The sequence below is a fragment of the Bradyrhizobium sp. Arg237L genome (assembly GCF_029990105.1).
Classification (GTDB): Bacteria; Pseudomonadota; Alphaproteobacteria; order Rhizobiales; family Xanthobacteraceae; genus Bradyrhizobium.
Window position 1 is genome coordinate 28,079 of record NZ_JAQMIL010000019.1, and the last position, 26,766, is coordinate 54,844.

Annotated in this window: 26 protein-coding genes; 14 read left to right on the forward strand and 12 right to left on the reverse strand. The window is 62.3% G+C overall.

Going from position 1 to position 26,766, the window contains the following annotated elements; translation table 11 throughout:
- Positions 1 to 87 precede the first annotated feature (87 nt).
- Positions 88 to 417 (forward strand): DUF3817 domain-containing protein, encoded by a 330-nt coding sequence (locus OZ411_RS13945; RefSeq protein WP_282528406.1) that lies wholly within the window; start codon positions 88 to 90, stop codon positions 415 to 417.
- Positions 414 to 827 carry a CopD family protein gene (locus OZ411_RS13950; protein ID WP_282528407.1) on the forward strand — a complete coding sequence of 138 codons (414 nt, stop codon included), beginning with the start codon at positions 414 to 416 and terminating at the stop codon, positions 825 to 827. Before OZ411_RS13945 ends, OZ411_RS13950 begins: the two co-directional genes overlap by 4 nt.
- A gap of 58 nt (positions 828 to 885) precedes the next feature.
- On the opposite strand, the gene OZ411_RS13955 is transcribed toward OZ411_RS13950, so the two are convergent.
- A complete protein-coding gene (locus OZ411_RS13955; RefSeq protein ID WP_282528408.1) occupies positions 886 to 2,217 on the reverse strand; it encodes a nucleotide disphospho-sugar-binding domain-containing protein in 1,332 nt (443 codons plus the stop codon).
- 291 nt (positions 2,218 to 2,508) lie between these two features.
- On the opposite strand from OZ411_RS13955, the gene OZ411_RS13960 reads away from it, so the two are divergent.
- A complete protein-coding gene (locus tag OZ411_RS13960) occupies positions 2,509 to 3,729 on the forward strand; it encodes a multidrug effflux MFS transporter (RefSeq protein WP_282528409.1) in 1,221 nt (406 codons plus the stop codon).
- A 61-nt stretch (positions 3,730 to 3,790) separates the two neighbouring features.
- Here OZ411_RS13960 and OZ411_RS13965 read toward each other — a convergent pair whose 3' ends face one another.
- On the reverse strand, positions 3,791 to 4,906 hold the full coding sequence (locus OZ411_RS13965) for a branched-chain amino acid ABC transporter substrate-binding protein (protein WP_282528410.1): 1,116 nt from the start codon (positions 4,904 to 4,906) through the stop codon (positions 3,791 to 3,793).
- Between the two features lie 273 nt (positions 4,907 to 5,179).
- Between OZ411_RS13965 and OZ411_RS13970 the strand changes: the two genes are divergently transcribed.
- On the forward strand, positions 5,180 to 5,422 hold the full coding sequence (locus OZ411_RS13970; RefSeq protein ID WP_165421186.1) for a DUF1127 domain-containing protein: 243 nt from the start codon (positions 5,180 to 5,182) through the stop codon (positions 5,420 to 5,422).
- Here OZ411_RS13970 and OZ411_RS13975 read toward each other — a convergent pair.
- The gene (locus OZ411_RS13975) at positions 5,378 to 6,544 is read right to left on the reverse strand and encodes an AraC family transcriptional regulator (protein WP_282528411.1); all 1,167 of its coding nucleotides are present in this window, start codon (positions 6,542 to 6,544) and stop codon (positions 5,378 to 5,380) included. The genes OZ411_RS13970 and OZ411_RS13975 overlap by 45 nt on opposite strands.
- A 351-nt stretch (positions 6,545 to 6,895) precedes the next feature.
- Here OZ411_RS13975 and OZ411_RS13980 point away from each other — a divergent pair, with 351 nt between their 5' ends.
- Positions 6,896 to 7,705, forward strand: coding sequence for an outer membrane protein (locus OZ411_RS13980; protein ID WP_282528412.1), 810 nt, complete (start codon positions 6,896 to 6,898; stop codon positions 7,703 to 7,705).
- Positions 7,706 to 8,026: 321 nt separating this feature from the next.
- Entirely contained in the window at positions 8,027 to 9,205 is a 1,179-nt protein-coding gene (locus tag OZ411_RS13985) for a diguanylate cyclase (RefSeq protein WP_282528470.1), read from the forward strand.
- Positions 9,206 to 9,313: 108 nt separating this feature from the next.
- Here OZ411_RS13985 and OZ411_RS13990 read toward each other — a convergent pair whose 3' ends face one another.
- A complete protein-coding gene (locus tag OZ411_RS13990) occupies positions 9,314 to 10,111 on the reverse strand; it encodes a MetQ/NlpA family ABC transporter substrate-binding protein (protein WP_130579767.1) in 798 nt (265 codons plus the stop codon).
- A gap of 62 nt (positions 10,112 to 10,173) precedes the next feature.
- Here OZ411_RS13990 and OZ411_RS13995 point away from each other — a divergent pair, with 62 nt between their 5' ends.
- Together OZ411_RS13995 and OZ411_RS14000 are read left to right on the forward strand one after the other, a co-directional pair.
- A complete protein-coding gene (locus tag OZ411_RS13995) occupies positions 10,174 to 10,308 on the forward strand; it encodes a hypothetical protein (protein WP_282528413.1) in 135 nt (44 codons plus the stop codon).
- Positions 10,309 to 10,349: 41 nt separating this feature from the next.
- Positions 10,350 to 11,753, forward strand: coding sequence for an LLM class flavin-dependent oxidoreductase (locus OZ411_RS14000; RefSeq protein ID WP_282528414.1), 1,404 nt, complete (start codon positions 10,350 to 10,352; stop codon positions 11,751 to 11,753).
- Between the two features lie 42 nt (positions 11,754 to 11,795).
- Here the strand turns inward: OZ411_RS14000 and OZ411_RS14005 are convergent, their stop codons facing one another.
- Positions 11,796 to 12,572 (reverse strand): MetQ/NlpA family ABC transporter substrate-binding protein, encoded by a 777-nt coding sequence (locus OZ411_RS14005; RefSeq protein ID WP_282528415.1) that lies wholly within the window; start codon positions 12,570 to 12,572, stop codon positions 11,796 to 11,798.
- A 427-nt stretch (positions 12,573 to 12,999) separates the two neighbouring features.
- Here OZ411_RS14005 and OZ411_RS14010 point away from each other — a divergent pair, with 427 nt between their 5' ends.
- Complete coding sequence (locus OZ411_RS14010; RefSeq protein WP_282528471.1) at positions 13,000 to 13,932, forward strand: aliphatic sulfonate ABC transporter substrate-binding protein; 933 nt, start codon at positions 13,000 to 13,002, stop codon at positions 13,930 to 13,932.
- A gap of 15 nt (positions 13,933 to 13,947) precedes the next feature.
- Here the strand turns inward: OZ411_RS14010 and OZ411_RS14015 are convergent, their stop codons facing one another.
- From OZ411_RS14015 to OZ411_RS14025, 3 genes are all read right to left on the reverse strand, one after another.
- Positions 13,948 to 14,613 carry a methionine ABC transporter permease gene (locus tag OZ411_RS14015; RefSeq protein ID WP_282528416.1) on the reverse strand — a complete coding sequence of 222 codons (666 nt, stop codon included), beginning with the start codon at positions 14,611 to 14,613 and terminating at the stop codon, positions 13,948 to 13,950.
- Positions 14,603 to 15,724, reverse strand: a complete 1,122-nt coding sequence (locus OZ411_RS14020) for a methionine ABC transporter ATP-binding protein (RefSeq protein WP_282528417.1) — start codon at positions 15,722 to 15,724, stop codon at positions 14,603 to 14,605. The genes OZ411_RS14015 and OZ411_RS14020 overlap by 11 nt, the downstream gene beginning before the upstream one ends.
- Positions 15,725 to 15,897: 173 nt before the next feature.
- The gene (locus tag OZ411_RS14025; protein ID WP_282528418.1) at positions 15,898 to 16,992 is read right to left on the reverse strand and encodes an LLM class flavin-dependent oxidoreductase; all 1,095 of its coding nucleotides are present in this window, start codon (positions 16,990 to 16,992) and stop codon (positions 15,898 to 15,900) included.
- A gap of 406 nt (positions 16,993 to 17,398) precedes the next feature.
- Here OZ411_RS14025 and OZ411_RS14030 point away from each other — a divergent pair, with 406 nt between their 5' ends.
- The 5 genes from OZ411_RS14030 to OZ411_RS14050 all read left to right on the forward strand — a co-directional run bounded on the left by OZ411_RS14030 (position 17,399) and on the right by OZ411_RS14050 (position 21,989).
- On the forward strand, positions 17,399 to 18,175 hold the full coding sequence (locus tag OZ411_RS14030; protein WP_282528472.1) for an ABC transporter permease subunit: 777 nt from the start codon (positions 17,399 to 17,401) through the stop codon (positions 18,173 to 18,175).
- A 41-nt stretch (positions 18,176 to 18,216) separates the two neighbouring features.
- On the forward strand, positions 18,217 to 18,891 hold the full coding sequence (locus OZ411_RS14035; protein ID WP_282528473.1) for an ABC transporter ATP-binding protein: 675 nt from the start codon (positions 18,217 to 18,219) through the stop codon (positions 18,889 to 18,891).
- Positions 18,892 to 18,916: 25 nt separating this feature from the next.
- Positions 18,917 to 19,921 (forward strand): NrtA/SsuA/CpmA family ABC transporter substrate-binding protein, encoded by a 1,005-nt coding sequence (locus tag OZ411_RS14040; RefSeq protein WP_282528419.1) that lies wholly within the window; start codon positions 18,917 to 18,919, stop codon positions 19,919 to 19,921.
- Positions 19,922 to 19,953: 32 nt separating this feature from the next.
- Positions 19,954 to 21,186 carry an acyl-CoA dehydrogenase family protein gene (locus OZ411_RS14045; protein WP_349017009.1) on the forward strand — a complete coding sequence of 411 codons (1,233 nt, stop codon included), beginning with the start codon at positions 19,954 to 19,956 and terminating at the stop codon, positions 21,184 to 21,186.
- A gap of 617 nt (positions 21,187 to 21,803) precedes the next feature.
- Complete coding sequence (locus OZ411_RS14050; RefSeq protein ID WP_282528421.1) at positions 21,804 to 21,989, forward strand: hypothetical protein; 186 nt, start codon at positions 21,804 to 21,806, stop codon at positions 21,987 to 21,989.
- Between the two features lie 361 nt (positions 21,990 to 22,350).
- Here the strand turns inward: OZ411_RS14050 and OZ411_RS14055 are convergent, their stop codons facing one another.
- From OZ411_RS14055 to OZ411_RS14070, 4 genes are read right to left on the reverse strand one after another with little or no spacing between them, the layout of a single operon-like run.
- A complete protein-coding gene (locus OZ411_RS14055; protein ID WP_130579757.1) occupies positions 22,351 to 23,040 on the reverse strand; it encodes a DUF2848 domain-containing protein in 690 nt (229 codons plus the stop codon).
- A 38-nt stretch (positions 23,041 to 23,078) separates the two neighbouring features.
- Positions 23,079 to 24,749 carry a thiamine pyrophosphate-binding protein gene (locus OZ411_RS14060; RefSeq protein ID WP_282528422.1) on the reverse strand — a complete coding sequence of 557 codons (1,671 nt, stop codon included), beginning with the start codon at positions 24,747 to 24,749 and terminating at the stop codon, positions 23,079 to 23,081.
- Positions 24,750 to 24,790: 41 nt separating this feature from the next.
- On the reverse strand, positions 24,791 to 26,293 hold the full coding sequence (locus OZ411_RS14065) for a tripartite tricarboxylate transporter permease (RefSeq protein WP_130579755.1): 1,503 nt from the start codon (positions 26,291 to 26,293) through the stop codon (positions 24,791 to 24,793).
- On the reverse strand, positions 26,290 to 26,745 hold the full coding sequence (locus OZ411_RS14070) for a tripartite tricarboxylate transporter TctB family protein (protein ID WP_130579754.1): 456 nt from the start codon (positions 26,743 to 26,745) through the stop codon (positions 26,290 to 26,292). The genes OZ411_RS14065 and OZ411_RS14070 overlap by 4 nt, the downstream gene beginning before the upstream one ends.
- Positions 26,746 to 26,766 lie beyond the last annotated feature (21 nt).

Consider the following 26,766-nt stretch of genomic DNA (forward strand, 5'->3'; position numbering starts at 1 on the left):
ATGATCGCAGGTTGTCATTTCGGCCACTCACCGAATGCGGGGGGCATTGTCTATGCATGCCGCCGGTCTTGAAGCGGGAAGGTGCGCGTGTCCAACGATTACGAATCGACGCAGTTGCGGTGGCTTGGGATCCTGTCGGTCCTCGAGGCGACAACGCTGGTCCTGCTTGTCGCAGTCGCCGTGCCGCTCAAGCATATCGCCGGCTGGAACGTCGCCGTCCATGTCATGGGGCCGGTCCACGGCCTTGCGTTTCTCGGCTATTGCTGGGCCGCGATCCAGGCGATCGCGGAAGGTGGCTGGAGCCGATCGGAGGCGGTGCGCCTGTTCGCGACAGCGTTCATCCCATTCGCGGGCTTTGCCAACGCGCGGTTCATCGCACGAAAGTCCGCAGCTTTGCGCACCCGTGCGGTCCAGTGAGCCTTGCTGCGCTTTACCCATGGCTGAAGGCACTGCATGTCGTCAGTGCCTTCCTTTTCGTAGCCGGCACCATCACCACCTCGATCGTGCTGGCGGCAGAGCGCGCGAATCCGGGATCGGTCGAGCCTGTCGCGGGTTTTCTGGCCAAATCGGAACGCTGGCTGACCACGCCGGCGATGCTGCTGGTCTGGGCTTTCGGCTTGACGTTGGCGGTCACGGCCGGGTGGTTTTCCAGCACGTGGCTGCAAGTCAAGCTTGCTTTTGTCGTTGTGCTCTCGGCCGTGCATGGAATCCAGTCAGGCCAGCTCCGGCGCCTTGTCAGGAACAAGGTGCTAAAACCCTGGACAACGCTGCCCTTGATCCTCGTCTCCATGACAGCGGTGGTCGTCCTAGTCGTGGTCAAGCCCTAGCCGATCTCGGCGCGCAGTCCGATAAGACCGACCGACGACTCCTGGCGGGACGGCAGCCTTATCGCCGCGCGGCTTTCTTGGCGCGCGGGCGATCCTGCGAGGGGGTCGAGATCTGTTGCCGAAGAATGCGACGGATCTCCGATGCGGTATCGATCTTGCGAATGTCCTCCGCCAGCGATGCTGCGCGCTCGCGGTATTTCGGATCATCCAGCACCGAGCGCACGGCGGGGCGCAATTGTTCTGCGGTGGGTGCGTTGGTTGCCAGATTGATGCCCACCCCCGACCAGGCGATGCGGACGCTGACATCGCCCCGGTCGGCTCCCGTTCCCGCCACGACGATGGGAACGCCATAACTCAAGGCTTGATTGACACTGCCGTAGCCGCCGTTCGTCACGAATGCATCGGCCTTCGACAATGCCCACTCGAACGGCAGATACTGGGCAACCCGCACATTTCCAGGCAACGGACCGCCGAGCACATCGATCGGACGTCCACCCGTTGTGACGATTGCGAGAACATCCGGCTCTTTCGCCAGCGCCTCCAGCGTCGGCAGGGTCAACTCGCTGAAGTCGTTATTGGTCAACGTGCCCTGGGTTACAAGAACGACTTTGCGTGAACCATCCAATTCGTAGGCCCACGAAGGTATCGGCGCCTGGTTCGGCGTGATCGGCAGCGGGCCGACGAAGTGTACCGAACCTGGCAGCCGGCGGCGCGGCAGCTCGAACCGCGGCACCGTGAGCTGCAAATAGATATCGGGCAGCTCCACCATCGCGTCATAAAGATTCATTCGCAGCGGCCTGCTCCCGATCTGGGCCAGGTACTCGTTCACGCATCGTCCTGCCGGGCCAAAGACCGATTGTTCGTAGGTTTGAAAGAGCGCGGCATACTCCCTTAGTTGCTGGTCGTTGCGCGCGGGCGGAATGCCTGCATCGTTCGGGGCGCCGTCATCTCGACGTGACAGGAGATAGGTCGTTCCAAGCAAGGCCACGGACGGCCGCCGTGCGCGAGGACCGAGCAGCATCGGCAACACGCCCAGCATGAGATGATCGCCGATGATGATGTCGGGAGGAAACTCCTGCATGACGATTTTGATGCTCTCATATTGAGCCAGCATGAAATCGGCGAAACCTTGCTCCAGGATCAGCCGCAATTGCTGTGCGCCGGGCGTCGCCGTCATGATTTCCGGAAATAGCTTGGCGGCGTCTCGCGTATCGATGTCGGCCGCGGGCACGAAACTGCGGAATGTGGCGCCGATCTCTTCGACGCGGTTTCGCAGATAGCTCGATGTCAGACCCATGACCTCCCAACCGTCCGCGATCAGGACCCGCCCGACTCCTAATACTGGATGGAGATGTCCCATCATCGGGGACGAGACGAGAAGCGCCTTCATGCACGGTCTCCGTTGAGCTAGGTAATTGAGCCGAGGTCACTGACGGCCCGTCGACTACGACCGGCCAATCACAGCCCCTCATTAGTGTTCGGTCGGTGTTACGGTTAGGTCACCGGAGCGGACGAATGCGCTACAGCCGCAACAATCCTCATCGAAGCAGCCTCGGTTACGGAAGTAACAGAGCGCACGCGGACTGAAATCAGCGCGCAACATTCCGCTGACAGTGTCGGGCGTGGTCCCTCGATCGAGCGCTCAACGAACGACACAAACCTTCGACAAGCAAAAATCCAAATGATGGTGCCTCCAGGCAAAACGGACTCGGTCGCGTTCTCCTGTCTGCTCGGTTTGATGGCCACTCTTCCGGGCTTCGGCACCGACATGGCGCTGCCGGCCCTCGCGGACACAGCCACTTCTCTTGCAGTTCCGGTACATAGCGCCGGCCTGACGATCAGCAGTTACATGATCAGCTTCGGCCTTGCGCCGCTGGCGTTCGGACCGCTGTCGGATCGATACGGTCGCAAACCGGTGGTCACGCTTGGCACCATCATCTTCATCATGGCCTCGGTCGGATGCGCGATGGCACCATCGCTGCCGGTGTTGATTGCGTGCCGTGTCATCCAGGGCATCGGCGCGGCAGCCATGACCCTTGCCATCGCGATCGCCCGTGACACGTTCGACGACACCATCGTCCGCCAAAAACTGTCGAACATCGTCATGGCGATATACGTCTCCCCAATCGCCGCGCCGATGGCTGGAGCGGCCCTGCTCGATCTCGCGAGCTGGCGCGCGATCTACGCAAGCCTTGCGGCACTCGGGATTCTCTTGCTGATAGGCCTGCGCTTTGGCCCCGACTACGGCCGGAAGCCGCGGCCGGCGACCCGCTTCAGCCTCGTGGCGCTTGTCGGAGATTATCGCTGCGTCCTGTCGCATCCGACCTGTCGCGCATATCTCCTTGCCGCCGCGGCGTCCTTCGGCGTTCTCGCCGCCTATGCGACGGGGTCCTCCCTTTTCCTTGTCCAGGTCGCCGGGCTGAGCTCAACACAATATGGAGTCATATTCGGCCTGACCGCGCTGGCCGGAATGGCTGGAGCGTTCCTCGACGGCCGGCTCAACGCACGCGGAGTTCCATCGCATTATTCGTTGTCGATCGGATTTTCCATCCAGGCGCTTACATCGTCGGTCCTGCTGGCCATGACGCTGTTGAACTGGACGCCGACCACCATCGTTATTCTGCTGTTCGTCGCCGTCGTATTCAGCGGAGGCATCGGGGCGCCAGGCCTCATGCAGGGAGCGCTGCAAGCGCTGCCGGAAATGGCGGGCACCGTCAGCGCCGCAGTCAACTGTCTTATAATGATATCCGGCGCACTATCCAGCGCGCTCACGGCTGTTCTCTTCGACGGCCGGACGGCGCTATCGATGGCCGGCGTGATGGAATTCTGCGCTCTCCTTGCACTGCTGTTCTTCGCCATGGCAATCGGGCGAACCAGGCAACAGGCCGTGATGCAGTCCTGAGACAGCGTCTACATACGCCAACGAGCGGAACCCGCCCGTTGGCCCTGGACATCATGCTACCTCACAGCCCCTTGTCGACCTGTGCGTAGCCGCCCTTGGCGTCCCACTTATAGACGACATAATCGATCGCCTTGATGTCACCCTTGGAATCGAATGCCAACTTGCCGAGTACGGTGTCCCATTCACCGGCCTTGATGGTATCCATCACCTTCTTCGGATCGGTCGAACCGGCCTTCGCCACCGCCTGCGACCACACCTGGAACGCCGCATAGGTATAGAGGGTGTAACCCTCGGGATCGATGTTCTTGGCCTTGAACTTCTCGACGATTGCCTTGGCGGTCGGCTTTTCCCGCGGATCGGGACCGAAGGTGAACAATGTGCCTTCCGCAACAGGACCGGTGATCGAGGCGAACTCGCGGTCATTGATCGCGTCGCCCGCCATCAGCACCGTCTTGAGCCCCTGATCCCGCATCTGGCGCAGGATCAGACCCGCCTCCTGATGATAGCCGCCGAGATAGACCAGATCGATGTTCTCGCGCTTCAACCGCGACACGATGGAATTGAAATCCTTGTCGCCCTTGTTGAAGGATTCGAACATCTTCTCGGTGACGCCGGCCTTGTTGAGCGCCTTCTTGGTTTCGTCGGCAAGCCCCTTGCCGTAGGTGGTCTTGTCGTTGAGGATCGCGATGTTCTTGCCGGCGAAATTCTTGGCGATATAGGCGGCGGCAACCAGGCCCTGCTGGTCGTCGCGGCCGCAGACCCTCAGCACGTTCCACAGCTTGCGCTCCGTGAGCAGCGGATTGGTCGAGCCCGGCGAAATCTGCAACACGTTGCCGTCCGCATAGGCTTCCGACGCCGGGATCGACGACGAAGAACAATAGTGGCCGGCGACGAACGGAATTCTCGCACTGGCGATCTTCTCCGCCACCGAGCGCGCCTGCTTGGGATCGCAGGCGTCGTCGTTGACATCAAGCACCAGCTTCCTGTTGAGGAGGCCGCCTGCGGCATTGATGTCGGCCACCGCCTGCTCGGCGCCGTTCTGGAACTGGCGGCCGAACGCGGCTTCGCTGCCGGTGATCGATGAGGCAACCGCCACCCTGATGTCCTGGGCCAGCGCTGCAGAGGACAGCACAAGTGACGCACCTAGTGTTAGACCGAAGAGCTTGACCACTTTCATACGAAAGTCCTTGGGGTTGTTTTAGAGAGACGGCGACTGCGCCGGCCTCTTCATAGCATGGCCGGCTGACATCGGCGCGATGTCACCGTATTTTTTTACCAGCGGCGGTGGCTCCATCAAGGGCGAGGTGGCGCGAGCTCTGTTATCCGTTATCGCCAGGAAAGCGGCCGCGGCCACGCGTTACGGCCGTAGCCGTATTTTCCGGCGTCGGAATGGTCCGGAAACATGGCTGCGGCAGAGTCTCCCGGGACTGATATTTGCCGGGAGATATCGATGTCACACATCGACCAACTGTTTTACACCCGACCATATCCGAAACGGACCCAACGGGCGCCGAACGCTCCGCGATGGTATGTCTCGATCAGCGCGATGGTGACGTTCCTGCTGTCGAAGATGAGGGAAGAACTGGCGATACGCCAGGCCACGGCAGAGCTGCGGGATCTCGACGACCGAATGCTGCGCGACATCGGATTATCCCGCTACGATATCGCCTCCATCCGCAGGCGCGAAACCTAGAGCGTGATGACTTTTCTTCGAATCGTCATCCCGCTCTAGCTCTTTGTTTGAGCATGATCTTTTTCGGAAAACCGGTCTCCATTTTTCCGGATCATGCTCTAGCCGGTTACACAGCGCGCGAGGACCTCGATCGCTGATCGATCGACGGCGGGACGAATCGCGCCGGCACTCCGTCGGAGTGACTCCGAAGCGGCCGCGGAACCGCTGGTTGAAGTAGGAGACCTCGCCGAAGCCGCATGCGAGCGCGATCTCGCTGATCTTGAGACGATCTCCCTGCTCGCTCGTAAGCATGTGCCGCGCCTGCTGCAACCGGCGCTCCAGCAGGCGCTCCGTGAAGCTCTGGCCCGTCTCCTGCAAGAGATCCTGCACATATCTGGTCGAGAGACCGAGATGGCGGGCAACGTTCGCTGCCGAGAAACCAGCACTCATGAAGCTTCGATCGATCTCGGCAATAATGTCGTTAATGCGCGATGCCCGCAGGCCACGCGTCGTAGCGATCTGCGCGGCATCACCGCGCGCGCCGAGCACCAGCGCGATCAGGTCGAGAAGAGTCGTGCGAATATGCGCGTCAAGCTGCGGGTCGTGCGGCGCACGCGACAGCTTCACGACGCTTTCGATATAGCGCCGCAGGTGCGCAACGGCCGGTCGCTGCGGATCGAGAGGCCGCGCCAACAGGTCGTCCGCCTGGCCGACGAGGGCCGCCAGCCGCTCCCTGGAGACCGTCAATGTCGTCCAGGCGAAGGGCGCATCGGAGCTCATGTCGGCGGGCATGCCGTTTGTCCCGAGAAATGCGCCGCCGGAAGCAAGATTGGCTTCGCGGTTTGACTGATCCACCCGCAGCGTGCCCGCGCCGCGATGGAACACTAGGCAGAAATCATCATCGGGGCCGCGGGAAATGGCGCTCCTCGATCGCCTGATCCTGCCGAAAGTGCCGCCGAATCGCGTGACGTGAACGTCTTGAAAATCGGACCAGCGGAGGAATCCCGAAAACGGCCGATCGTCGAATCGCGTGATGTCGACACAACAGGTGAGCGCCTCCACCTTCTCATACCAGAGGGAAAACCTTCGATCGTCTTCGAGCGCTGGATCGAGATTATCGGAGTGGAAGCTTGCTTGATGCATTGTTCTTGGAATTGCACTTACACACGCATGCTACCGGGGCTGATCGACGCGGGCCATGAGTAACTCTGCCGCAGCGCGCCCTGAATCGCTCGCATGCCGCTTCGGGTTGTTGCGTAACGGCCACAGGGACGAACGGTTTAGCGGGAGCGCGCTCGGGCTCAAATCCAGTGCGGGCGAGAACAAGACCGTCGCTGCAACCCCTGCCATGTTGCGACACGGCTGCTGCGAGTAACTGCGTCGAGCTCGACCAGCGCGAGGTCACGACGCGCTCGCCCAGCCTTCACATGTCGCCGTCCCATGACGGCGATGCACTGGAAAACCCTTTCTCCAGGGAAATTTAGGGGCGTGGTAATGAAGACGTTTCTACTCGGCACTGTCTTTGGTCTTGGCTTGGCGGCGGGCCCGACCTTTGCCGCCGATCTGTCCTATCCGGTCAAGGCGCCGCCCGTCGCGGCCGTCCCAGTGTTCTCCTGGACCGGCTTCTATATCGGCGCCAATGTCGGCTTTGGCGGCGACAAGTTCAACTATCCCTTCCAGGCATTCCAGCGGCAGCTTCAGGCGGAAGCGCCTGCGCTCGAGTCGAGCCTCGCCGGCAATGTCAGCCTGAACTCGAGCGGTTTCTTCGGCGGTGGCCAGATCGGCTACAATTATCAGTTCGCCAATAATGTGGTCGCCGGCATCGAAGCCGATTTCGAATGGTCGGGTATCGAGGGCAAGCTCGCGGGCGCCGCGCTCTTCACCGCTCCGGACGCTGTCGGCAACGCAAGCTTCGACATCGGATCCGAGATCGAATGGTTCGGCACCATTCGCGGCCGCCTCGGCTACACCTGGGACAGGGTCCTTCTCTACGCGACCGGCGGCGCGGCTTACGGCAAGGTCAAATCGCACGCGACCTTCAACGCAAATGGACTTGTTGGTCCGCTGCCAGCCGCGATCGCGGCCAGCGACACGCAATGGGGCTGGACCGCGGGCGCCGGTCTCGAATATGCCCTTACGCCGAACTGGTCCTTCAAGACGGAATATCTCTACGTGGACCTTGGCAGCCACACCGTGTTCAACAACACGGTTTCCGACGTCGCCAACGGCTTCTTCTCGAGCGCCAGCATGGACGTCAGCACCAAGCTTCACACGGTCAAGGCCGGCGTCAACTACAGATTCTGAACGAATCGAACATCTGCATGACTCGGGGAGCTGCGTATCGACGCCGCTCCCCGATTTCCTTAAGACTATCTTGACCACGTCACGGCCCCTCGCCGCTTCATCGCGCGCGAATCAGTTCCTTCCGAACTAGATCGGATCGCTGTCCTCTCCGGCTACCGATACCGGCCGGTACGGAAGCGCGCATGGCGTGCGGTAACCGACATCATCCATCACAACCGATTCAATCGATCGAATTGTAGTGAATTCGCCCTCGTTCCTTTAAGGTCGGGCGGATAGCTGGTCGTGCCGGGGAAAGGTCCGGAGTTGTGGTCCTTGTTCGATATGTTCACCGTCGGGCTGTTGGCCGAGGCCGCATGCGCGATCGGTTGCTTGATCATCTTGATCACATGGATGCGGGATCGCTCCACTAAGTCGTATTCCTGGTGGATCCTCGGGTTCCTGCTGTCCGGCCTTGGCGTCATCCTTGCGGGACAGCGCCAGACGCTGCCCCAGCTCTCGGCCATAGGCGTTCCCGGCTTTTTCGCCCTGTTCGGCGCGGGCGCGCTCTGGTGCGGCTTGCGCGTTTTCGACCAACGGCCGTTGCCCGCCTCGGCGCTGCTGCCGCCGTTGATCTGGGCATTTGGCCTGCCGTTCGCGTACCCGAGCTACGCGCTTCGCCAGATCGACTACAATCTCGCGATCGGCACGATGACGCTCCTGATCGGCCTCGATCTCTGGCGCTCCTCTTCCCGGGAACTTTCACCGCGGCTCTGCATCGCGCTGATCTGCCTGTTTGAGACGGTGGTCAGTTACAGCCAGGCCATCGCCATCTTCGTCATGCGCGACGAAATCGGCCAGGGCCCGCTCCGGGGATGGCTCACCTTTGCGCCGTTCCAATCCGCCGTCGCGATGGTGGCGATCGTCGTCCTCGGCATTCTGATGATCGGCGAGCGTTCCGAGCGCCGGCTCCGCGATCTCGCGATGAAGGATCAGTTGACCGGCGTCCTCAATCGACGCGGCTTCTTCGAGGCCAGCGCAGCCCGCCTTGCCAAATTATCGGGAAAGTCGTGCGAGATCGCGATTGCCCTTTTTGACATCGATTACTTCAAGGCCATCAACGACAAGCATGGCCATCCTGCCGGAGACGAAGTCATCGCCGAGTTCGCGCGACGCGCCGCGCGCGCGATCCGCCAGGGCGATATCTTTGGCAGAATCGGCGGGGAAGAATTCGCGCTGCTGCTGCCGGACGCCACGATCAACGATGCAAGGCTCGTCGTCGATCGGGTCCGCGCCACGTTCAGCGATGCGCCGATCCTCCATGGCAACATTGAAATCATGGCCACCGCGAGTGCCGGGATATCGATCGCCCACGCTCGAGACATCGTCCTGGACCGGCTGATGTCGGCGGCCGATTCCGCCCTGTACGCGGCGAAGAAGGCGGGACGCAATCGGACCAGCATCCTGCACCCCGTGACGCCGACCGATCGCGACGCTGCGCCGATCGTCCGCAGCTCGTCCTAACCTGCCTAGAGCATTTTCGGTTCTGATGGAATCAGAACCGAAGCTCTAGGTTCTTGTTTTGACGCGTTTTCTTCACGCGAACCGGTGTCCACTTCGCTCGAAAACGCTCTAGCTGTTGAACCCGGCCGGGATGAAGGCCGGCAGCTTCTCCTCGATGAACTGCTTCACCTGCGGCGAGTTGAAGACCTGGATGAACGCCTTCAGGCGCGGATCGTCCTTCTTGTCGGCGCGCGCGGTGAAGCGCAGCACCAGGCCGTCATCGAGGGTGCGGTCGATGATCAGCGCCGATTTCGGATCGCCGCCGGCCGAGATCAGATAGGTGACGTTGACGAGCGCCAGCGTGACGTCATCGAGCGAACGGTAGGTCTGCGCGGGATCGAGTTCGACGATCTTCAAGTTCTTGGGATTTTCAATGATGTCGAATTTGCTCACCGCGAAACCTTTGCCCGGCGTCAGCTTGATCAGGCCGGCGCGTTCAAGCAGGATCAATCCGCGCGCGCCGTTCAAGGGCTCGTTGGGAATCGCGACGCTGTCACCGGACTTGATCTCGTCGAGGCTCTTGATCTTCTTCGAGAACAATCCGACCGGCGCGATCACGCCGACCTTGTCGACCTGAACGAGATTGAAGCCGCGCTGCTTGTTCTGCAGCGCCAGATAAGTCCCGTGCTGGAACAGGTTCGCGTCGACGTCGCCGCTGTTGACCACCTCGTTCAGCGCGACCCAGTCGCTGAGCTCGACAATCTTGACGTCCTGTCCCTTTTCCTTGGCGAGCCTGGCGGCATAGCCAGCCAACTGCCCAACCGGGCCGGCGCTGGTCGCGATCTTCAGCGGCTCGTCGGCAACCGCAGCGGTGGTCAGGGCAAGCAACAGGCCGGCTGCCTGCGCCATACGCATGAACGTCTTCATCTTGTCAGGTCCATCTCTTCTCGAAGGATCGTATGAGGCGGCCTCGCGAGCGCCGTCGACGAATGATGCTTGCCGATCTCTGCGCTGTCGAGGCGTCGGAGAAAATAGCGATGCGCGTGCTGCCGTTTTGCCCTGGCGCGGCGGTAATCTTTCATCCGGCGCCGCAAATTGAAAACAACGTCGTCCGGCTTGCGTGATAGCCTCCGCGAAACACGAACCCGTTGCCGAGGAACGGCTGATGACGAGACCGCGAGAACTTCGCTTCAACGCGTTCAACATGACCGCGCCAAGCCACAACTGGGCCGGCCTGTGGTCGCATCCGCGCGATGCGTCGATCGACTACAACACGCTTGATTATTGGGTCGACTATGCCAGAACCGCGGAGCGCGGCCTGCTCGACGGCATCTTCCTTGCCGACGTCTTTGGCATTTACGACGTCTATGGCGGAAATCCGGATGCGGCGATCAGCCACGCCGTCCAGTTGCCCAACGCCGAGCCGACGCTGCTGGTCTCCGCGATGGCGCTGGTCACCAAGCATCTCGGCTTCGGCATCACGTCGAACCTGACATTCGAGCATCCCTATCAGTTCGCCCGCCGCTTCTCGACGCTCGATCATCTCACCAAAGGACGGATCGGCTGGAACATCGTGACCGGCTATCTCGACAGTGGCGCGCGCGGGATGGGCCTGCCCACCACTCGTGCCCATGACGAGCGCTACGATGCGGCGGAGGATTTTCTCGCTGCCGTCTACAAGCTCTGGGAAGGCAGTTGGGAGGACGACGCGGTCCGCCGCGACCGCGAAACGCGCGTGTTTACCGATCCGGCGAAGGTCCATCGTGTCAGGCACGAAGGCTCACATTATCGTGTCGATGGCATCCATCTCGCCGAACCGTCGCCGCAGCGCACGCCATTGTTGTATCAGGCGGGAACATCACGGCGCGGCCGCGCCTTCGCCGCGAGGCATGCGGAAGCGATCTTCCTCAACGGGCAGACCAGGCCGATCCTCGCGCGCGCCGTCCGCGAGATCAGGGAAGCCGCCAGGGAATTCGGGCGCGATCCCTATGACATCAGGCTGTTCGCCGGCGCCACCGTGATCGTGGCCCCGACGCGCGCCGAAGCCAAGGATCTGCTCGAGGATTATGCCAGCCATGTCGATCAGGCCGGGCAGCTCGCGCTGCTCTCAGGGTGGACCGGCATCGACTTCTCGACCTACCGCCCCGAAGAGGCCGTCCAATATGTCGAGAGCAATGCGATCCAGTCGATGGTCGAGAATTTCACAGTGCGTAGCGAGCGGCCGGTGAGGATCGGAGACCTTGCCAGCTTGACCCGCCTCGGCGCGCGCTCGCCCTTCGTGGTCGGCTCGCCGCAGGACGTTGCGGACGAACTGATCGCCTGGGCGGAAGAGACCGACGTGGACGGATTCAACCTGTTCCGTCTTGTCGTGCCGGAATCGCTGAACGCCTTCGTCGATCTGGTAGTGCCAGAACTGCAATCCCGCGGCGTCTACAAGACCGCCTATCGCGACGGCACCTTGCGGGAGAAACTGTTTCCAGGACGGGGACCGCGCTTGCATGCGACCCACCCGGGTGCAGGCTTTCGCCGCCCCGCGACCGATGCCGTTCGATCCGACGCCGCCGAATAGTGCATCGACTGTTCGGCAGCGCGGATCGGACGGATGTGCTCGCTACCACGTAGCGAGGTAGGTGCCTTTGAAGCGCTTCTCGATGAACGCCTTTACCGGGTCCGAGTGATAGGCGTCGACAAGCTGCTTGACCCAGGGCTTGTCCTTGTCCTCCTCGCGCACCGCGAGGATGTTGACCCAGGGGCCATCCGCCGCCTCATGCGCGATCGCATCGACCGCCGGATTGAGGCCGGCCTGCACCGCATAGTTGTTGTTGATCGAGACGAGGTCGACGTCCTGCAGCGAACGCGGGAGCTGCGCCGCATCGAGCTCAACGAAGCGCAATTTCTTCGGATTGTCGGTGATGTCGGCAATCGTCGAGGCGACATTGTTAGGGTCCTTCAGCTTGATCACGCCGTGAAGGGCGAGGATCATCAGTCCGCGCGCGCCGTTCGAGGGATCGTTGGCGATCGCCACCCGCGCGCCCTCCGGCAGATCCGCCAGCTTCTTGTATTTCAGCGAGTAGACGCCCTGCGGCGAAGCGATGGTGTTGGCGACCTTCACGATCTTCCAGCCGGTCTTGGAGATCTGGTTCTTCAGATAGGGCTCATGCTGGAACGAGTTCGCTTCCAAATCCTTCAGCGCCAGCGCCTGATTGGGAATGACGTAGTCGGTGAACTCGACGACCTTGATGTCAAAGCCGCGCTCGGCGGCCACTTTCTTCACCACCTCGATGATCTCGGCGTGTGGGCCAGCGGTGACGCCAACCCGGATGGTCTCGGCCCTTGCGGCGCCGGCAAACAATGCGGCCGCCGCAACGATCGCGGTAAAGATTCGCATAAAGCTCTCCAAGTATCAGACAAATGGACTTGGCTGCCACTAGCGCCGATCATTCCGCGCTTCAACCGCCTGCGTGACAAAACGACGAAACGGCTGCGATCATTCAAACCCGGGAACAAAACATTCGCTCTGCGCTGCAGTGCGATACTTCTGTTCTCCGCAAGAACTGATCTTCGACAGCAGCGAATGACGCGGCATGGTGAAAGGGTGTCACGCAAAACGTAGTTCTCATAATTGTCGCCTGCGGAGAATTTTGCACCACATCAGACGACTTCTCCGTAATTGCCACCGGCACGCGATTGATCACAAATGAGGCTCCGGAATTCATCCGCATTTTTTGGAAGCCACAGATATGCTGTTTTTGCCTCGCCAGCGCCCGAAAGTTCCAGCCGCCTCCCGGATCAAACCCGTCACGCGCCGGCTTACCATGGGCGCGCTTGGCCTGCTGGCGATGGTCTCGCTGGCGCGCCCTGCGATCTCGGAGGAAATCCGGATCGGCTACCAGAAGTCCTCGACGCTCACCGCGATCCTCAAGACCAATGGCGAACTGGAGAAAGCGCTCGCGCCGCTCGGCATCACTGTGTCGTGGCACGAATTCACCAGCGGGTTGCCGCTGCTCGAGGCCATCAATGTCGGCAGCGTCGATTTCGGCGCCGACGTCGCAGACACCGTGCCGATCTTTGCACAGGCCGCGGGCGCCAAGCTTGCCTATGTCGCTGAAGAAGCGGCATCGCCGTCTGCGCAGGCGATCCTGGTTCCGAAGGAATCGCCCATCAAAACGGTAGCCGACCTGAGGGGCAAGAAGGTTGCGGTGACAAAAGGCGCGGGCAGCCATTTCCTGTTGCTTGCCGCGCTCGCCAAGTCCGGCCTCACCTTCAAGGATATCACGCCCGCCTACCTGACGCCGGCCGACGGCCGCGCCGCCTTCGTCAGCAACAATGTCGACGCCTGGGTGGCCTGGGATCCTTTCCTCACCAGCGCAAGCCGACAGTCCGGCGCGCGCGTGCTCTCCGACGGCAGCAACGGCCTTGCCAGCTATAAGCGCTATTATGTCGCCTCGGCCGCGTTCGCCGATCGCCGCGGCGACGCGCTCAACGTGATCTTCACCAAGCTTGCCGAGACTGGCGCGTGGGTCAAAGCCCGCCCTAAGGACGCCGCCACCATTCTCGCCAGCCTCTGGGGCATCGATGCCGCCGCGGTGGAAGAAGCCAACAGCCATCGCTCCTACAAGGTCGGCGCGGTCACGGTCGCCGGCCTGTCGGAGCAGCAGCGCATCGCGGATGCGTTCGTCGCCGAAGGCTTGATCCCGAAGAAGGTCGATACCACCGACGTCAAGATCTGGGCGCCGAAGGGGTCGTAACCAAATCCCGCGGCTTCAGCGATGGCGCAGCCGGCGGTTGACCCGGCGCGCCAGATAGTCGCCGGCGGTCTGCACCGTCTGCACCAGCACGATCAGGACCACCACCACGGCCAGCATCATACCCGGCATGAAGCGCTGATAGCCGTAGCGGATGCCGAGATCGCCCAGTCCGCCGCCGCCGACAGCGCCGACCATCGCCGAATAGCCGAGCAGGCTGACCACCGCGAGCGTCAGCGACAGCACGAGCCCCGGCAGCGCCTCGGGGATCAGGACCTTGAGCACGACTTGCAGCGGGGTGGCGCCGAACGACGACGCCGTTTCGATCAAGCCGGCATCGACCTCGCGGATCGCGCCCTCGACGAGGCGCGCGATGAAAGGCGTCGAGGCGATGGTGAGCGGAACGATCGCCGCCCCCGACCCAATCGAGGTTCCCGCAACGAGGCGCGTGAACGGGATGATCGCAACGACGAGGATGATGAAGGGCGTGGAGCGCGTCGCATTGACGATCATGCCAAGGATCGCATTCGCGGCCGGTGCGGCGAACAATTCATCCTTGCGGCTGGTCGCAAGGAAGACGCCGATCGGCAGGCCGAACAACGTGCCGAGCGCAGCGGAAACCGCGACCATGAACAAGCTTTCGCCGGTCGCCTGGATGATGAGATTGATGAGTTCAGGCGACATAGCCGAGACGCTCCGCGGAAAACCGATGTTGGACAAGGAAGGACAGCGCGCGTGCAACCACGGCCTCGTCGCCGGGCACGCCAAGCGTCAGTGAACCGACCTGCTGGCCGCCAATCTCGTCGATCCGCGCCGACAACAGCGCCGCATCGATCGCAAGCTCGCGCGACAGGCGCGCCACCAGCCGGTCGCCGCCATCGCCGCGGACGAGCACGCGGATCACGGCCTGGCCACCTGGTACAGGCTGCTGCTGCAGCCGGCTCGACAAGGAGACCGGAACGGCATCGCCGAGAACCTCGGAGAGGAAGCTCTGCGTGATCGCATGTTGCGGATGGGTAAAGATGTCGGCGACATGGCCGCGCTCGACAATGTGCCCGGCATCGAGCACGATCACCTCCTTGGCGAGCTGTCGTACGACGGACATCTCGTGGGTGATCAGGATGATGGTCACGCCAAGCTCGCGGTTGATATTGGCGAGCAGGTCGAGAATCGAGCGCGTCGTCTGCGGATCGAGCGCCGAGGTCGCCTCATCAGACAGCAGCACGTTCGGCCGCGTCGCCAGCGCACGCGCGATGCCGATCCGTTGCTTCTGGCCGCCGGAGAGCTCCGACGGATAGCGGTTGCGCTTGTCGGCGATATCGACGAGGTCGAGCAGCTCCGAGACGCGCGCGGCGATCTCGGCTCTTGACCAGCCGGCAATTTCAAGCGGCAAGGCGATATTGTCCGCTGCCGTCCGCGACGACAGCAGGTTGAAGTGTTGGAAGATCATGCCGATCGAGCGCTGCGCCAGCCGCAGCTCGCGGCCGGAAAGCGCCGAGATGTCGCTGTCGTCGACGATGACGCGGCCTGTCGTCGGCTTCTCCAGCCCGTTGATCAGCCGCACCAGGCTTGATTTGCCGGCCCCGGAGCGGCCGATCACGCCGGTGATGGCGCCGCGCGAAATCGCGAAGTCGATGTCCTGCAGCGCCATGACGCTCGGCTTGCCGCGATAGGCGGGATAGGTCTTCGAGACGGCCTCGAACCGCACCATCGCGTCTTCGGCGAGGACATCCGGCGCGACGGGCGGAAATGCCTCCGCAGGTCGCGAGGCCGCAAGAGATTGATGCACATTCATTGCTGGATTTCCGGTCTTTCGGCTACACGCTGCAGCGCACAATTACGCGAGCAGGTGCCGCTGGCAATTCCAGATATCGGCGGAGACGTAGGCCAAGCTTTCGTCGCTCGCCTCCACGAGAGAAAATTCCTCCCAGCCGAACAGGCACGCCCGTTTTTGACACCGACCGATCGTTAGCGCGAACCTGCCAACAATGATGTTCCGTCGGCCGCCAACGCGGACCGCACCTGCCGCACGCGCGGGATGATCTCGTTCGCAAAACGCTCCATCTCCGCCTCGAACGGCTGGAACTGCAGCATGAACAGCTCAATGCCGGCTCCGTGGAATGCAAGAATGCGCGATGCCACTTCGTCATAGCTGCCGACAAGGCCCGCGGCCGTGCCGCCATTGCTGCCGACCCGCGCGGTCTTCTGCATTGTCTGCATCATCACGACCTTCGGATCGGTGTTCTGCCTCTGGATCGCCCGCATCGACGCATCCTTGGCGGCGAGGTCCGACAGCCGCCGGTACGCCACCTGGGCCTCTTCATTGGTCTGCCGCGCGATCACGAATGCCGAAAGGCCGAAGCGTACCGGCGCCGAGACCCGCGGCCGCGCCGCGACATCGGCAATCAGCGCCGCGACATCCGCCAGCGGCTGGCCGTTGATGAACCAGACGTCGCCGTGATCGGCGACCAGCGCCCGCGCCGGCTCGGATTCGCCGCCGACATAGATCAGCGGCCGTTGCCGGTAAAGGTCGGCGGGCCGGAGTGCATAGTCGCGCACGTCGAAATGCTCGCCTTTGTAGGTCAGGCGTTCGCCCTGCATCAGGCGCGACACCACGCTGATCCATTCGCGGCCATAGGCATAGCGCGCGTCATGCTCCGCAAAGCCGATGCCCGCCTTTTCGAGCTCGGGCTTGTTCCAGGCGTTGACGAGATTGATCGCGAAGCGGCCGCGGCTGATATTCTCGATTCCAAGCGCCATCTTCGCCAATACCACGGGGTGATAGAGATACGGCTTGATGGCGGCGATGATCTCGATCCGGCTCGTCAGTGCCGCAAGCGCCGCCGCCGCGCTCCACGCTTCCAACTGATCGAGATCCTCCTGATGCGGATTGATGGTGTGCTGCGCGACCAGCGTGGAGTCATAGCCGAGCCGCTCGGCCACCAGCACCAGATCGCGGTTGCGCTCCCATGATGCATCATAGGGTTCTTCCGGATCCTGATGCGCGGCGCGCGGTCCATGGACCAGCGCCCAGATGCCGAAACGAAGCGGTCGTGCCGTCATTTTGATTTCTCTCGAATTGCGCGCGGTTGTTTTCGCCAAAGCGCGAGGAGAGATCAAGCGCAGCCGCGCTGAAAGATATTCTTTGCCGTCCTGCGCGCGCAAAAGAAACCAGAACACTCCGCCACACCTGACAATTGGAAAACCGCTCTATTTCTGTCCGGCCAAATTCGTGGGACATTTTGCAAGGTGTGAAACGGCTTGCACTCACGGGCGGCAATGCGGCGCCCACCGAGTCTGATGTGTCTCGCGCGCGGCATCTTGATGCCACGTCATGCGCGCGTGCATCATGCAACTCGATGAAAACGAGGACGACGTTATCTTGAGTACCCTGGAACAGACCGTCTCCCCGGCCGAATTCGATGAGATCAAGCCCAAGGACGGCGCGGCTCTATCCCCGCGGAAGCCAATCGAGCTGAGCCGCCGCACACTGCAACTGCTCTCCTGGCTGGCGCCGGTGACGCTGCTCGTCGTTTGGGAGGTGCTGGCGCAGGCCGGATGGCTGTCGCCGCACGTGTTGCCGGCGCCCAGCAAGGTCGTCAGGACGGCGTTCAAGCTTGTGACCACCGGAAGCCTGCTGAACGATCTCGGCATCAGCCTGCTGCGTGCTGCAGCGGGCTTTGCGATCGGCGGCGGCATCGGATTTGCGCTTGGCACGCTGGTCGGCTTCTCGCGCATCGCGGAGGCCGCGATCGACCGCAGCGTGCAGATGATCCGCGCGATCCCGTTCCTGGCGGCGCTGCCGCTGGTGATCGTCTGGCTCGGCGTCGGCGAAGCCGAGAAGATCTTCCTGGTCGCGCTTGGCGTCACCTTTCCGATCTACATCAACACCACATTGGGGATCCGCCAGGTCGATCCGAAGCTGATCGAGCTCGGACGCATCCAGGGCCTTGGCACGCTTGAACTGATCCGGCGGATCATCTTGCCGGGCGCCCTGCCCTCGATCCTGACCGGCGTCCGCTATGCGCTCGCGACCGCATGGCTTGCCTTGGTGGTGGCCGAGACCATCGGTGCGCAGTCCGGCATCGGCTTCCTCGCGATGGATGCCCGCGAATTCCTGCGCACGGACGTGATCGTATTGACGATCGTCATCTATGCGCTGATCGGCGTCGCAGCGGATGCGATCGCGCGCTTGCTCGAACGGCGCCTGCTCGCCTGGCACCCGAATTATGGAGGCGCGCGGTGACCCTTCATGTCGTGCCCTCGTCTGTTGCCTCACCGGCGGTGATGGTGACCAACCTGCGTCGTGCCTATGTCAGCCGGGTCGTGATCGAAAACCTCAATCTGCGCATCGAACGCGGCGAGTTCGTCGCCCTGCTCGGCGAAAGCGGTTGCGGCAAGACCACGCTGCTGCGCGCGTTGGCGGGGCTCGATCCGATCGATGATGGCCGCATCGTCGCGCCGCGACGTCCGGCGGTCGTGTTCCAGGAGCATCGTCTGCTGCCGTGGGACAGTCTTTGGCGCAACGTGTCGCTCGGACTGCAGGTCAAGGATCCACGCCAACGCGCCGCAGCGGCACTAGCCGAGGTCGGGCTCGGCGACCGCCTCGATGACTGGCCGCGCAATCTTTCCGGCGGGCAGGCGCAGCGCGTCGCGTTGGCACGCGCCCTGGTGCAACAGCCGGAGTTGCTGCTGCTCGACGAGCCCTTTGCCGCGCTCGACGCGCTGACCCGCATCCGCATGCACGATCTCGTCCGCGAATTGGTCGCGAGCCATCGGCCGGGTGTCCTGCTCGTGACACACGACGTGGACGAAGCGATTGCGCTCGCCGACCGCATCCTGGTGATGCGCGAAGGGCGGATTGCGTTCGAGCATCGAACCAAGGGCGATGGCGCAAGCCGGATTGCCCGCGCCGAGCTGCTCACAGAGCTCGGCGTCGTTGCGTCTCACCATACTGCTTGAGCTTTCTCGGAAGGATCATTCATCCATGTCTGACTTCGCGTTTGCAAAGCCGTCGCGCCGCCGTTTCCTCGGCTCTGCCGCCGCGGGCCTCGGCACGCTCGCCGGCCTCGGCTTGCCCAAGACCGCGCGATCGGCGACCGGCCGAACCACCGACACCGTCCGCCTGACCTGGGGCCTCAGCGGCCTCAATCTGATCGCCAAGGAACGCGGCGAGTTCGACAAGCTCTTGGCCAAGGACGGCATCAAGGTCGAATGGCTCGGACCGTTCCCGAACCATGCACCGACCCTGCAGGCGGTGACCGGCGGCAGCGCCGACTTCAGCTTCGGCGGCAGCACCACGCCCGCGCTGGCCGCGATCATCGCCGGCTCGCCGCTGGTGTTCACGCAATTCGTCGTCTACGAGCCGCGCACCACTGCGATCATCGCCAAGGACGATTCCGGCATTAGCAAGATCGAAGATCTCGTCGGCAAGTCGGTCGCGGTGAACCGTTCGGGCCTCGGCGAATTCCTGCTGGTCGCGGCACTGGAGAAGCACAAGGTCGATCGCTCCGCGGTGAAGTTCGTCTATCTCAATCCACCCGATGCGGCGCCGGCGCTCGCCTCCGGCAAGGTCGATGCATGGTCGATGTGGAGCCCCGGCGTCGACATCGCGCGCCTCGAATACAAGGCGCACGACATCTTCCTCGAGGGGCGCGACCTCGATTTCCAGATCGACTACACTTCCTACCTCACCACCCGCAAATTCGCGACCGACAATCCGGCGCTGGTCCGCGCCGTCAATAACGCCTTCCGCGCTGAGGGCAAATGGATTTCGGAGAACAGCAAGGACGCCGAATACATCGCGCAGAAAGCCGGCAAATACAGCGACCAGGTGCGCGACCAGTTCATCGCGCTGAACCGCCGGTACCGCTACTTCCCGGTCAATGACGAAAAGTTCCTCGCCGACCTGCAGAAGGCCGCCGACTGGCTGGTGGCACGCAAGGTCTTGCCCGAGCCGGTCAAGATCACCGATCACCTGGCTCAGCTCTGAACGATCACTTCATCTCCATTTCGGGTTAAACGATGAACAAGCCTGTATCCGCGCATTCGCTTGGGTCTCCGCACCGTCTCGATCCCCGCTCCCCGGATATTGAGGCGCTCTTGAAGCATATTGCGAAAGGCGCCAGCGAACGCGAGCGCGACCGTGTCCTTCCGTTCCAGGAGATCGACCTGATCCGCAAGGCGCGGCTGGGCGCGCTGCGACTCCCGACGGCAGCCGGCGGCGCCGGCAGCACGATCCGTGAATTGTTCGAGGTCGTGATCAGTCTTGGTGAAGCCGATGCCAATGTCGCACATATCCTTCGCAACCATTTCAGCGTGGTCGAGCGCCTGGTGCGCACGCCTAAGGACAAGCAGAGCCGGGAATGGCAGAAGGCGGTCGCCGAAGGTGCCATCATCGGCTTGGCGACCACCGAGCTGGAGAGCCCGAAGGTCGGCGACATCACGCCCAACACGACGCTGACGCCGGACGGGAACGGCGACTTCCTGCTGAACGGGACGAAATATTACAGCACCGGCACGCTCTATTCGGACTACGTGCTAGTGCGCGCCGCCGATCCCACCGGGGCGATGGGCGCGACGATCGTTCCGGTGAAGCGGGACGGCGTTGAGCTGATTGACGATTGGGACGGCCTCGGCCAGCGGCTGACGGCAACCGGCACGACCCATTTCCGCGATGTGAAGGTCAAGCGGCAGGAGGTCGTGTTCGATGCGCCTGACATCGGTTATGGGGTGCCCTATTCGAACACGTTCGCGCAACTGTTCCTGACCGCGATCGTCGCCGGCATTGCGCGCGCCAGCCTGCACGACGCAGCAGCCCTGGTCCGCTCCCGCAAGCGGACCTTCTATTATGCGCCGAGCCAGACCCCGACCGACGATCCCCTGCTGCAGCAGACCGTCGGCCAGATCGCAAGCGGCGCCTTCGCTGCCGAGACCGTGGTGCTGGCGGCGGCTGAAGCGCTTGACGTCGCGACCGATGCGTTCGACGCGGGCGCCGCCGACGCAGTCGAGGCGGCGCACAAGGCTGCGCTGCTGTCGGCAAAGGCCAAGATCGTGGCGGACGAATTCGCGATCCGCGCCGGCAGCCTGTTGTTCGATGTCGGCGGCGCCTCCGCCACCAAGAAGGTCACCAACTTCGACCGCCACTGGCGCAACGCTCGGACCCTGTCCTCACACAACCCCACCAACTTCAAGGCGCGCTCGATCGGGCAATACGAGATCAGCGGCACAGCGCTGCCGGCCAAGGGCTTCTTCTAGGGGACGATCCGGAAAACCCCACCCAGGCTGCCGTGCTGACGCCGCCGCGTTGCCGGCCACTGCGACCTTCGCACCAGAGCGACCAACCGCCGGAGGCGCCGACGCAGTCGACGCGCTACCGGCGAAGGTTCTTCAACCCTTCGAAGCGATGCCGGGCGGCCATATGCAAGTTCGAGCAGCATGAGCATTTCGAGGCTAGACATGGTTGCGCGATCCTGTTGCTCCGCCATGCCTCGGTCGCTGAAGCGTCGGCGGAGACGAAACTATGATCAGCAAATCGTAAGAGCGATCGATCTTCAGTCAATGAAATGAAACCAGCTTTGTTTGCCAGGACAGGCAATGATTGCGTTGCCGTCGATACGAGTGCTGGAAGATTTGCGAGGATCGCTGCTCTTCCGATATCAAACTCCTACGTTGCCCCGTCAAATTTGAATGCCGTCGCTCCAATCCGGATGTGCGGAAGTCTTGCAGATCACGGCGTATGTCGAGATATGCGTCACCGCGTAGCTGGAACTCGCTTCGACTTTGACCTGGAGGTGTGATCTCGATCACAATTAAATCGGGTCAACCACGCTAAGGTCTCTCGCGCTTGCGGAATGTCTGCGGGGACCAATCGAATGGATGACGAGTTTTGCAGAGAAAGAGCGCGTGCGGTTCGCGCTATTGCGGAGCAAGCTGATCCCTTGATCAAGCGACGCCTGCTGCAATTGGCGCAACACTATGAGCGGCGCGTCCGCCTCTCCGAAGGCAACAAGAATGATCGAGACCCGGACAGGAAAGCGTCGACCGAGTTCCAGAATTAACCGGAATCGCCAGCATCAAGCTTAACGACCGAATGTCATTGAGACCGCGCGCACGGTCGCGATAGCATCGGCCTCGCCGGAAATTGCCCTTGCCGGGACTAACATGGCGATGCCCATCGGGCGATTATACTCCGCCCGATGGGTTTCGTTCCAGCGTTGGAAACACCGCTGATGATCGCCCGCCGTCCAAAGCCATCCTGGACGAGACTTTGGCATCTATGGATCGTCATCGTCCCTCGGCGATCGATCACCGGAAAACTGGTGCATGGCCGCGTGTGGCGCCGGCATGACGGGCAGAAGTGGCTTTACAAGCGCTTCTGCGAAGTTGACAGCGCCGGGTGTGAAGTCCCGGCGTAGGGATTTAGCCTAGCACCGGCAGCGTGATGATCTCGTAGCCGTGGCTGATGCTGCGCTTCAGGACCGGATCTTCGATCACATAATCGAAGCGGCTGGCTGGGCGGATGCCACCCTTGGCGGCGAAGGTGCCGCAGAACATGGCGCAGCCGTCAGGCAGTTTGCCACTGCCAAATCCGCGCTCGATGAGATCGGGCACCGGCAGCATTCCGCTCAGCGCGCCTTCCTGATAAAGCACGCGTTCGCCGGCGATCGTCGCCCAGGATCGCAGCATGATCTGGTCCCAGTGGCCTTCGATTTCGGCGAGATCCCACAGCATCGGCGCCACGGGCTTGTCGCACATCTGCTTGGACACCGTGATGTTGTAGGTTTCGACCTTGCGATCGGTGTGATCAGAGCCGACGCCGACGAGCGTACGCCCCTCAAATCCAAACAGCACGAACTCGACCTCTCCGCTCGACTCGGTGCCGGTGCATTCAATGCTGCCGGCGGTTGTCAGCCTGCGCGCGGCACATCGGTAATAGATCGGCGTCGAGGCCGGCGGCGCGATGCCGATCGCCGCAAGCTCGGCAATGTGCTTATCGCGCGCGACCGGATCGCGCCCGGTCCAGCCGGCGATCACCGCCTGCGTGATCGACAATTTGAGCGGCGTTGCGGCGTTCTCGGCAACCAAAGTGAATTCGATGTCGTTCTTCATGTCCGTTCCATGTAGGCGCGATTTCTTGAGCCGAACTTTTACAGGCTACGATCCGGGGTGAGTTGATTGCGATTGACGCGCAGTTCGATGACGGTCGGCCGATCTGCCTTTACAGCCAGCGCAAAGGCATCGGGGAATTGATCGTGGTGATCGACAATCTCGCCGTGCACCCCATACGATTTCGCCAAGGCCGCGAAATCCGGATTCAGCAGATCCGTGCCGCTCGGTCGATTCGGAAAATGGCTCTCCTGATGCATCCGGATCGAGCCGTACATACCGTTATTGACGATGATGACAATGATCGGAAGCTTGTGCTGAACCGCGGTCGCAAACTCCTGCGACGCCATCATGAAGCAACCATCGCCGGCGAGACAGACCACCGTGCGGTCCGGATGACGCAGCTTCGCTGCGATCGCCGCCGGCAGGCCATAGCCCATCGAGCCGGACTTCGGCGCAATCTGCGTGCCGAGTTGCCGGTAGCCGTAATAGCGATGCAGCCAGATCGTATAGTTCCCGGCGCCATTGGTGACAATGGCATCATCAGGCAATACGCGATTGAGATGGGCGATCACCTTGGAGAGATCGAAGCTCGCCGTATCGGGCCGTGGCGACTGATAGTTGACCAGAGCCTGGCGTGACTCCTCGCGCCATGTAGCCCACGGCTTTGCATCCAGTGGCCGCAGCTTCGCGAGCGCGGCGACGAAATTGGACGATCTCGATTGGATCGCGAGTGTCGGATTATAGGTCCTGCCGGGCTCTTCGGCTGCCGGGAACACATGGATCAGGACTTGCTTCGGCGTCGGCACGTCGAGCAATGAGAAATGGTTGGTGGTGACATCGCCAAGCCTGTCCCCGATCACCAGGAGCAGGTCTGCCGCCTTGACGCGCTCCATCAAGGCCTTGCTGCAGCCGAGGCTGAGATCGCCGACATAGTTCGGGCTTCGATTGTCCAGCACGTCCTGCGACCGGAAGCCTGCAACGACCGGCAGCTCGTTGCGCGCAACGAACGCCTTGAATTGCTCGGCCGCCTCCGGCATCCAGCCGAGATTGCCGACGATAACGAGCGGCTTCTCGGCTCGACTGAGCAGTTCGCCGACCCGCGCTATTTGCTGATCTGACGGCGCGGTCTCGACAATCTGCGCAGGGAGCGCATCGGCGGCATCGCTGATGGCACTAAGGACGTCTTCGGGGAACGACAGCACCACCGGGCCGGGACGCCCCTGCATCGCAATGTGGAAGGCACGATTGACGAACTCGGGAATCTGGTCCGGCGACTGCACCTCGCCGACCCATTTCGTCATGTCGTCGAATGTTCTGACGTAGTTGATTTCCTGAAATGCCTCGCGGCCGCGGTGGCTGCGCGGCACCTGTCCGATGATCAGGATCATCGGCGTCGAATCCTGCCAGGCGGTATGCAATCCGATCGCGGCGTGCATCGCGCCGGGGCCGCGGCTGACGACGCAAACCCCGGGGCGTCCGGAAATCTTGCCGTCCGCTTCCGCCATATGCGAAGCCGTGGCCTCATGACGACAGGTCACGAAGTGGATGCCTGCATCCAATAACGAGTCGAAAATCGGCAGCGCGCTCTCGCCGGGCACGCCGAACATTCGGTCGATGCCATTGATGCGCAATGCGGAGACCAATAGCTGGCCGCCGCTGCGCAAAGCCGTTACCGGACCGGCCGGTTGCACCGGATCATGCTTGTTCACGGGCTCGTTCCTGGTTGCGCGATGGGCGTCCTGCCGGCCGCTCATTCCTGGAAGACTTCGACGCGGCGCTGCCTGATCGCCGGCATCATGATCGAGATCAGCAACGCTGCCGAGATCAGGAGCAGCGCGAGACTTATCGGCCGCTGCAGGAAGACCATGGGATCGCCATGCGAGGTGATCAGGCTGCGCCGGAAATTCTCCTCGACCATGGGTCCGAGCACAAAGCCCATCAACAATGGCGCCGGCTCGGCGTCGAGCTTGCGCAGGACGTAACCCAGCAGGGAAAAGCCGACCGTCATGTAAACGTCAAAGCTCGAATTATTCACCGAGTAGACGCCGATGGCGCAGATGACGACGATGACCAGATAAAGCAGCCGGTATGGAACTGCGAGCAGACGAACCCAGATGCCGATCATCGGCAGATTGATGATCACCAGCATTGCATTGCCGAGGAACATGCTGGCGATCAGGCCCCAGAACAGGTCCGGCTGCCGGGAGATGATCATGGGTCCGGGCGCGATGCCGTGCAGCGTCAAGGCGCCAACCATCAACGCCATGGTGGCGCTGGTCGGGATGCCCATCGTCAGCAACGGCACGAACGAGGTCTGCGCCGCGGCATTGTTGGCGCTTTCGGGTCCTGCCACGCCTTCAATGGCGCCATTGCCGAACCGTGACCGATCTTTGGCGACGCGCTTCTCGAGGGCGTAGGCCGAGAACGACGCGATGGTCGCACCACCGCCCGGCAGGATGCCGAACAACGTGCCGAGGGCGGTGCCGCGCAAAACGGCCCCCCAGGCACCTCGCAATGCGCTGAACGATGGCCAGATGGTGCCGATCCGCATCTGGTTGACGATGCGGACCGATGCCCCTTCGAGATTGGAGATCACTTCGGCGACGCCGAACAGCCCCATGACAAGCGCGACGAAATTGATGCCGTCGGACAGTTCAACGAGGCCGAACGTCATGCGGGCTTCGCCGGTGTTGAGGTCCATGCCGACCATGCCGAGCAGCAGGCCGAGAAAGATCATCGCAATGGCGCGAAACGCCGAACCGTTGGCGAGCACCACCGCCGAGACGAGCCCGAGCACCATCAGCGAAAAATAGTCCGGCGAGGCGAATTGCTGCGTCATCAAGGCGAGCGGCGGTCCAAGAAGCGCGATGACGACCGTGCCGATGCATCCCGCGATGAACGACCCGATGGCTGCGATCGCGAGCGCCTCGCTCGCCCTGCCCTGCTGGGCCATCTTGTAGCCGTCGATCGCGGTGACCACGGAGGTGGATTCGCCGGGAATATTGACCAGGATCGCCGTGGTCGATCCGCCATACTGGGCGCCGTAGTAGATGCCGGCCAGCATGATGATCGCGGAGACCGGACTGAGCGCATAGGTCGCGGGCAGCAATAACGAGATCGTGGCGACCGGGCCAAGGCCGGGCAGCACACCGATCAGCGTGCCGAAGATGGCACCGACCAGGCAGAAGAATAGATTTATCGGCGTCGCGGCGACGGCGAAGCCATGACCAAGCTGGGCGAACACATCGGTCATGGCAGCAGGTCCACCGGAATCTTGAGAAGCCACACAAAGATCACGGCTGACGCCGCCGCGAGCAGCACGCCGCTCACGAGGCTTTGCTGCCAACGGGTCTCGACGGACGCGAAATGCGCAATCGCCACCTGAGCCAGGATCGCAATGATCAACCCGGCGCGCTCGACCAGCACGCCGAAGGCCGTGAACGATAGCAGGACGCAGATCAATGGCCGCAGATGGAACGATCCGATCGGATTGCCTTCAGCGAGCAGTCCCTTGACGGCAAGGCAAAGCCCCATGCCCAACAGAACGAGCGCAAGCCCGAGCGGGAAGTAGCCTGGCCCCATCTCCAGGACGGTGCCGACTGAGAGCGTTCGGATATAAAGCAGCGCGACCGTCGCGACCGCTACCAGCAGCAAGCCGGAATAGAAGTCGGTGTTGTGGCCGCGCCGCCCGGCAGGTGACCTCATGCTGATATTGCCTCCCGCTCA

Excerpts from the sequence above, each read along its gene's own strand:
- OZ411_RS13955 (WP_282528408.1), bottom strand. The coding sequence starts at position 2,217 with ATGAAGGCGCTTCTCGTCTCGTCCCCGATGATGGGACATCTCCATCCA.
- OZ411_RS13960 (WP_282528409.1), top strand. The coding sequence starts at position 2,509 with ATGATGGTGCCTCCAGGCAAAACGGACTCGGTCGCGTTCTCCTGTCTG.
- OZ411_RS13965 (WP_282528410.1), bottom strand. The coding sequence starts at position 4,906 with ATGAAAGTGGTCAAGCTCTTCGGTCTAACACTAGGTGCGTCACTTGTG.
- OZ411_RS13970 (WP_165421186.1), top strand. The coding sequence starts at position 5,180 with ATGTCACACATCGACCAACTGTTTTACACCCGACCATATCCGAAACGG.
- OZ411_RS13975 (WP_282528411.1), bottom strand. The coding sequence starts at position 6,544 with ATGCATCAAGCAAGCTTCCACTCCGATAATCTCGATCCAGCGCTCGAA.
- OZ411_RS13980 (WP_282528412.1), top strand. The coding sequence starts at position 6,896 with ATGAAGACGTTTCTACTCGGCACTGTCTTTGGTCTTGGCTTGGCGGCG.
- OZ411_RS13985 (WP_282528470.1), top strand. The coding sequence starts at position 8,027 with ATGTTCACCGTCGGGCTGTTGGCCGAGGCCGCATGCGCGATCGGTTGC.
- OZ411_RS13990 (WP_130579767.1), bottom strand. The coding sequence starts at position 10,111 with ATGAAGACGTTCATGCGTATGGCGCAGGCAGCCGGCCTGTTGCTTGCC.
- OZ411_RS13995 (WP_282528413.1), top strand. The coding sequence starts at position 10,174 with ATGATGCTTGCCGATCTCTGCGCTGTCGAGGCGTCGGAGAAAATAGCG.
- OZ411_RS14000 (WP_282528414.1), top strand. The coding sequence starts at position 10,350 with ATGACGAGACCGCGAGAACTTCGCTTCAACGCGTTCAACATGACCGCG.
- OZ411_RS14005 (WP_282528415.1), bottom strand. The coding sequence starts at position 12,572 with ATGCGAATCTTTACCGCGATCGTTGCGGCGGCCGCATTGTTTGCCGGC.
- OZ411_RS14010 (WP_282528471.1), top strand. The coding sequence starts at position 13,000 with ATGGGCGCGCTTGGCCTGCTGGCGATGGTCTCGCTGGCGCGCCCTGCG.
- OZ411_RS14015 (WP_282528416.1), bottom strand. The coding sequence starts at position 14,613 with ATGTCGCCTGAACTCATCAATCTCATCATCCAGGCGACCGGCGAAAGC.
- OZ411_RS14020 (WP_282528417.1), bottom strand. The coding sequence starts at position 15,724 with ATGAATGTGCATCAATCTCTTGCGGCCTCGCGACCTGCGGAGGCATTT.
- OZ411_RS14025 (WP_282528418.1), bottom strand. The coding sequence starts at position 16,992 with ATGACGGCACGACCGCTTCGTTTCGGCATCTGGGCGCTGGTCCATGGA.
- OZ411_RS14035 (WP_282528473.1), top strand. The coding sequence starts at position 18,217 with ATGGTGACCAACCTGCGTCGTGCCTATGTCAGCCGGGTCGTGATCGAA.
- OZ411_RS14040 (WP_282528419.1), top strand. The coding sequence starts at position 18,917 with ATGTCTGACTTCGCGTTTGCAAAGCCGTCGCGCCGCCGTTTCCTCGGC.
- OZ411_RS14045 (WP_349017009.1), top strand. The coding sequence starts at position 19,954 with ATGAACAAGCCTGTATCCGCGCATTCGCTTGGGTCTCCGCACCGTCTC.
- OZ411_RS14050 (WP_282528421.1), top strand. The coding sequence starts at position 21,804 with ATGGATGACGAGTTTTGCAGAGAAAGAGCGCGTGCGGTTCGCGCTATT.
- OZ411_RS14055 (WP_130579757.1), bottom strand. The coding sequence starts at position 23,040 with ATGAAGAACGACATCGAATTCACTTTGGTTGCCGAGAACGCCGCAACG.
- OZ411_RS14065 (WP_130579755.1), bottom strand. The coding sequence starts at position 26,293 with ATGACCGATGTGTTCGCCCAGCTTGGTCATGGCTTCGCCGTCGCCGCG.
- OZ411_RS14070 (WP_130579754.1), bottom strand. The coding sequence starts at position 26,745 with ATGAGGTCACCTGCCGGGCGGCGCGGCCACAACACCGACTTCTATTCC.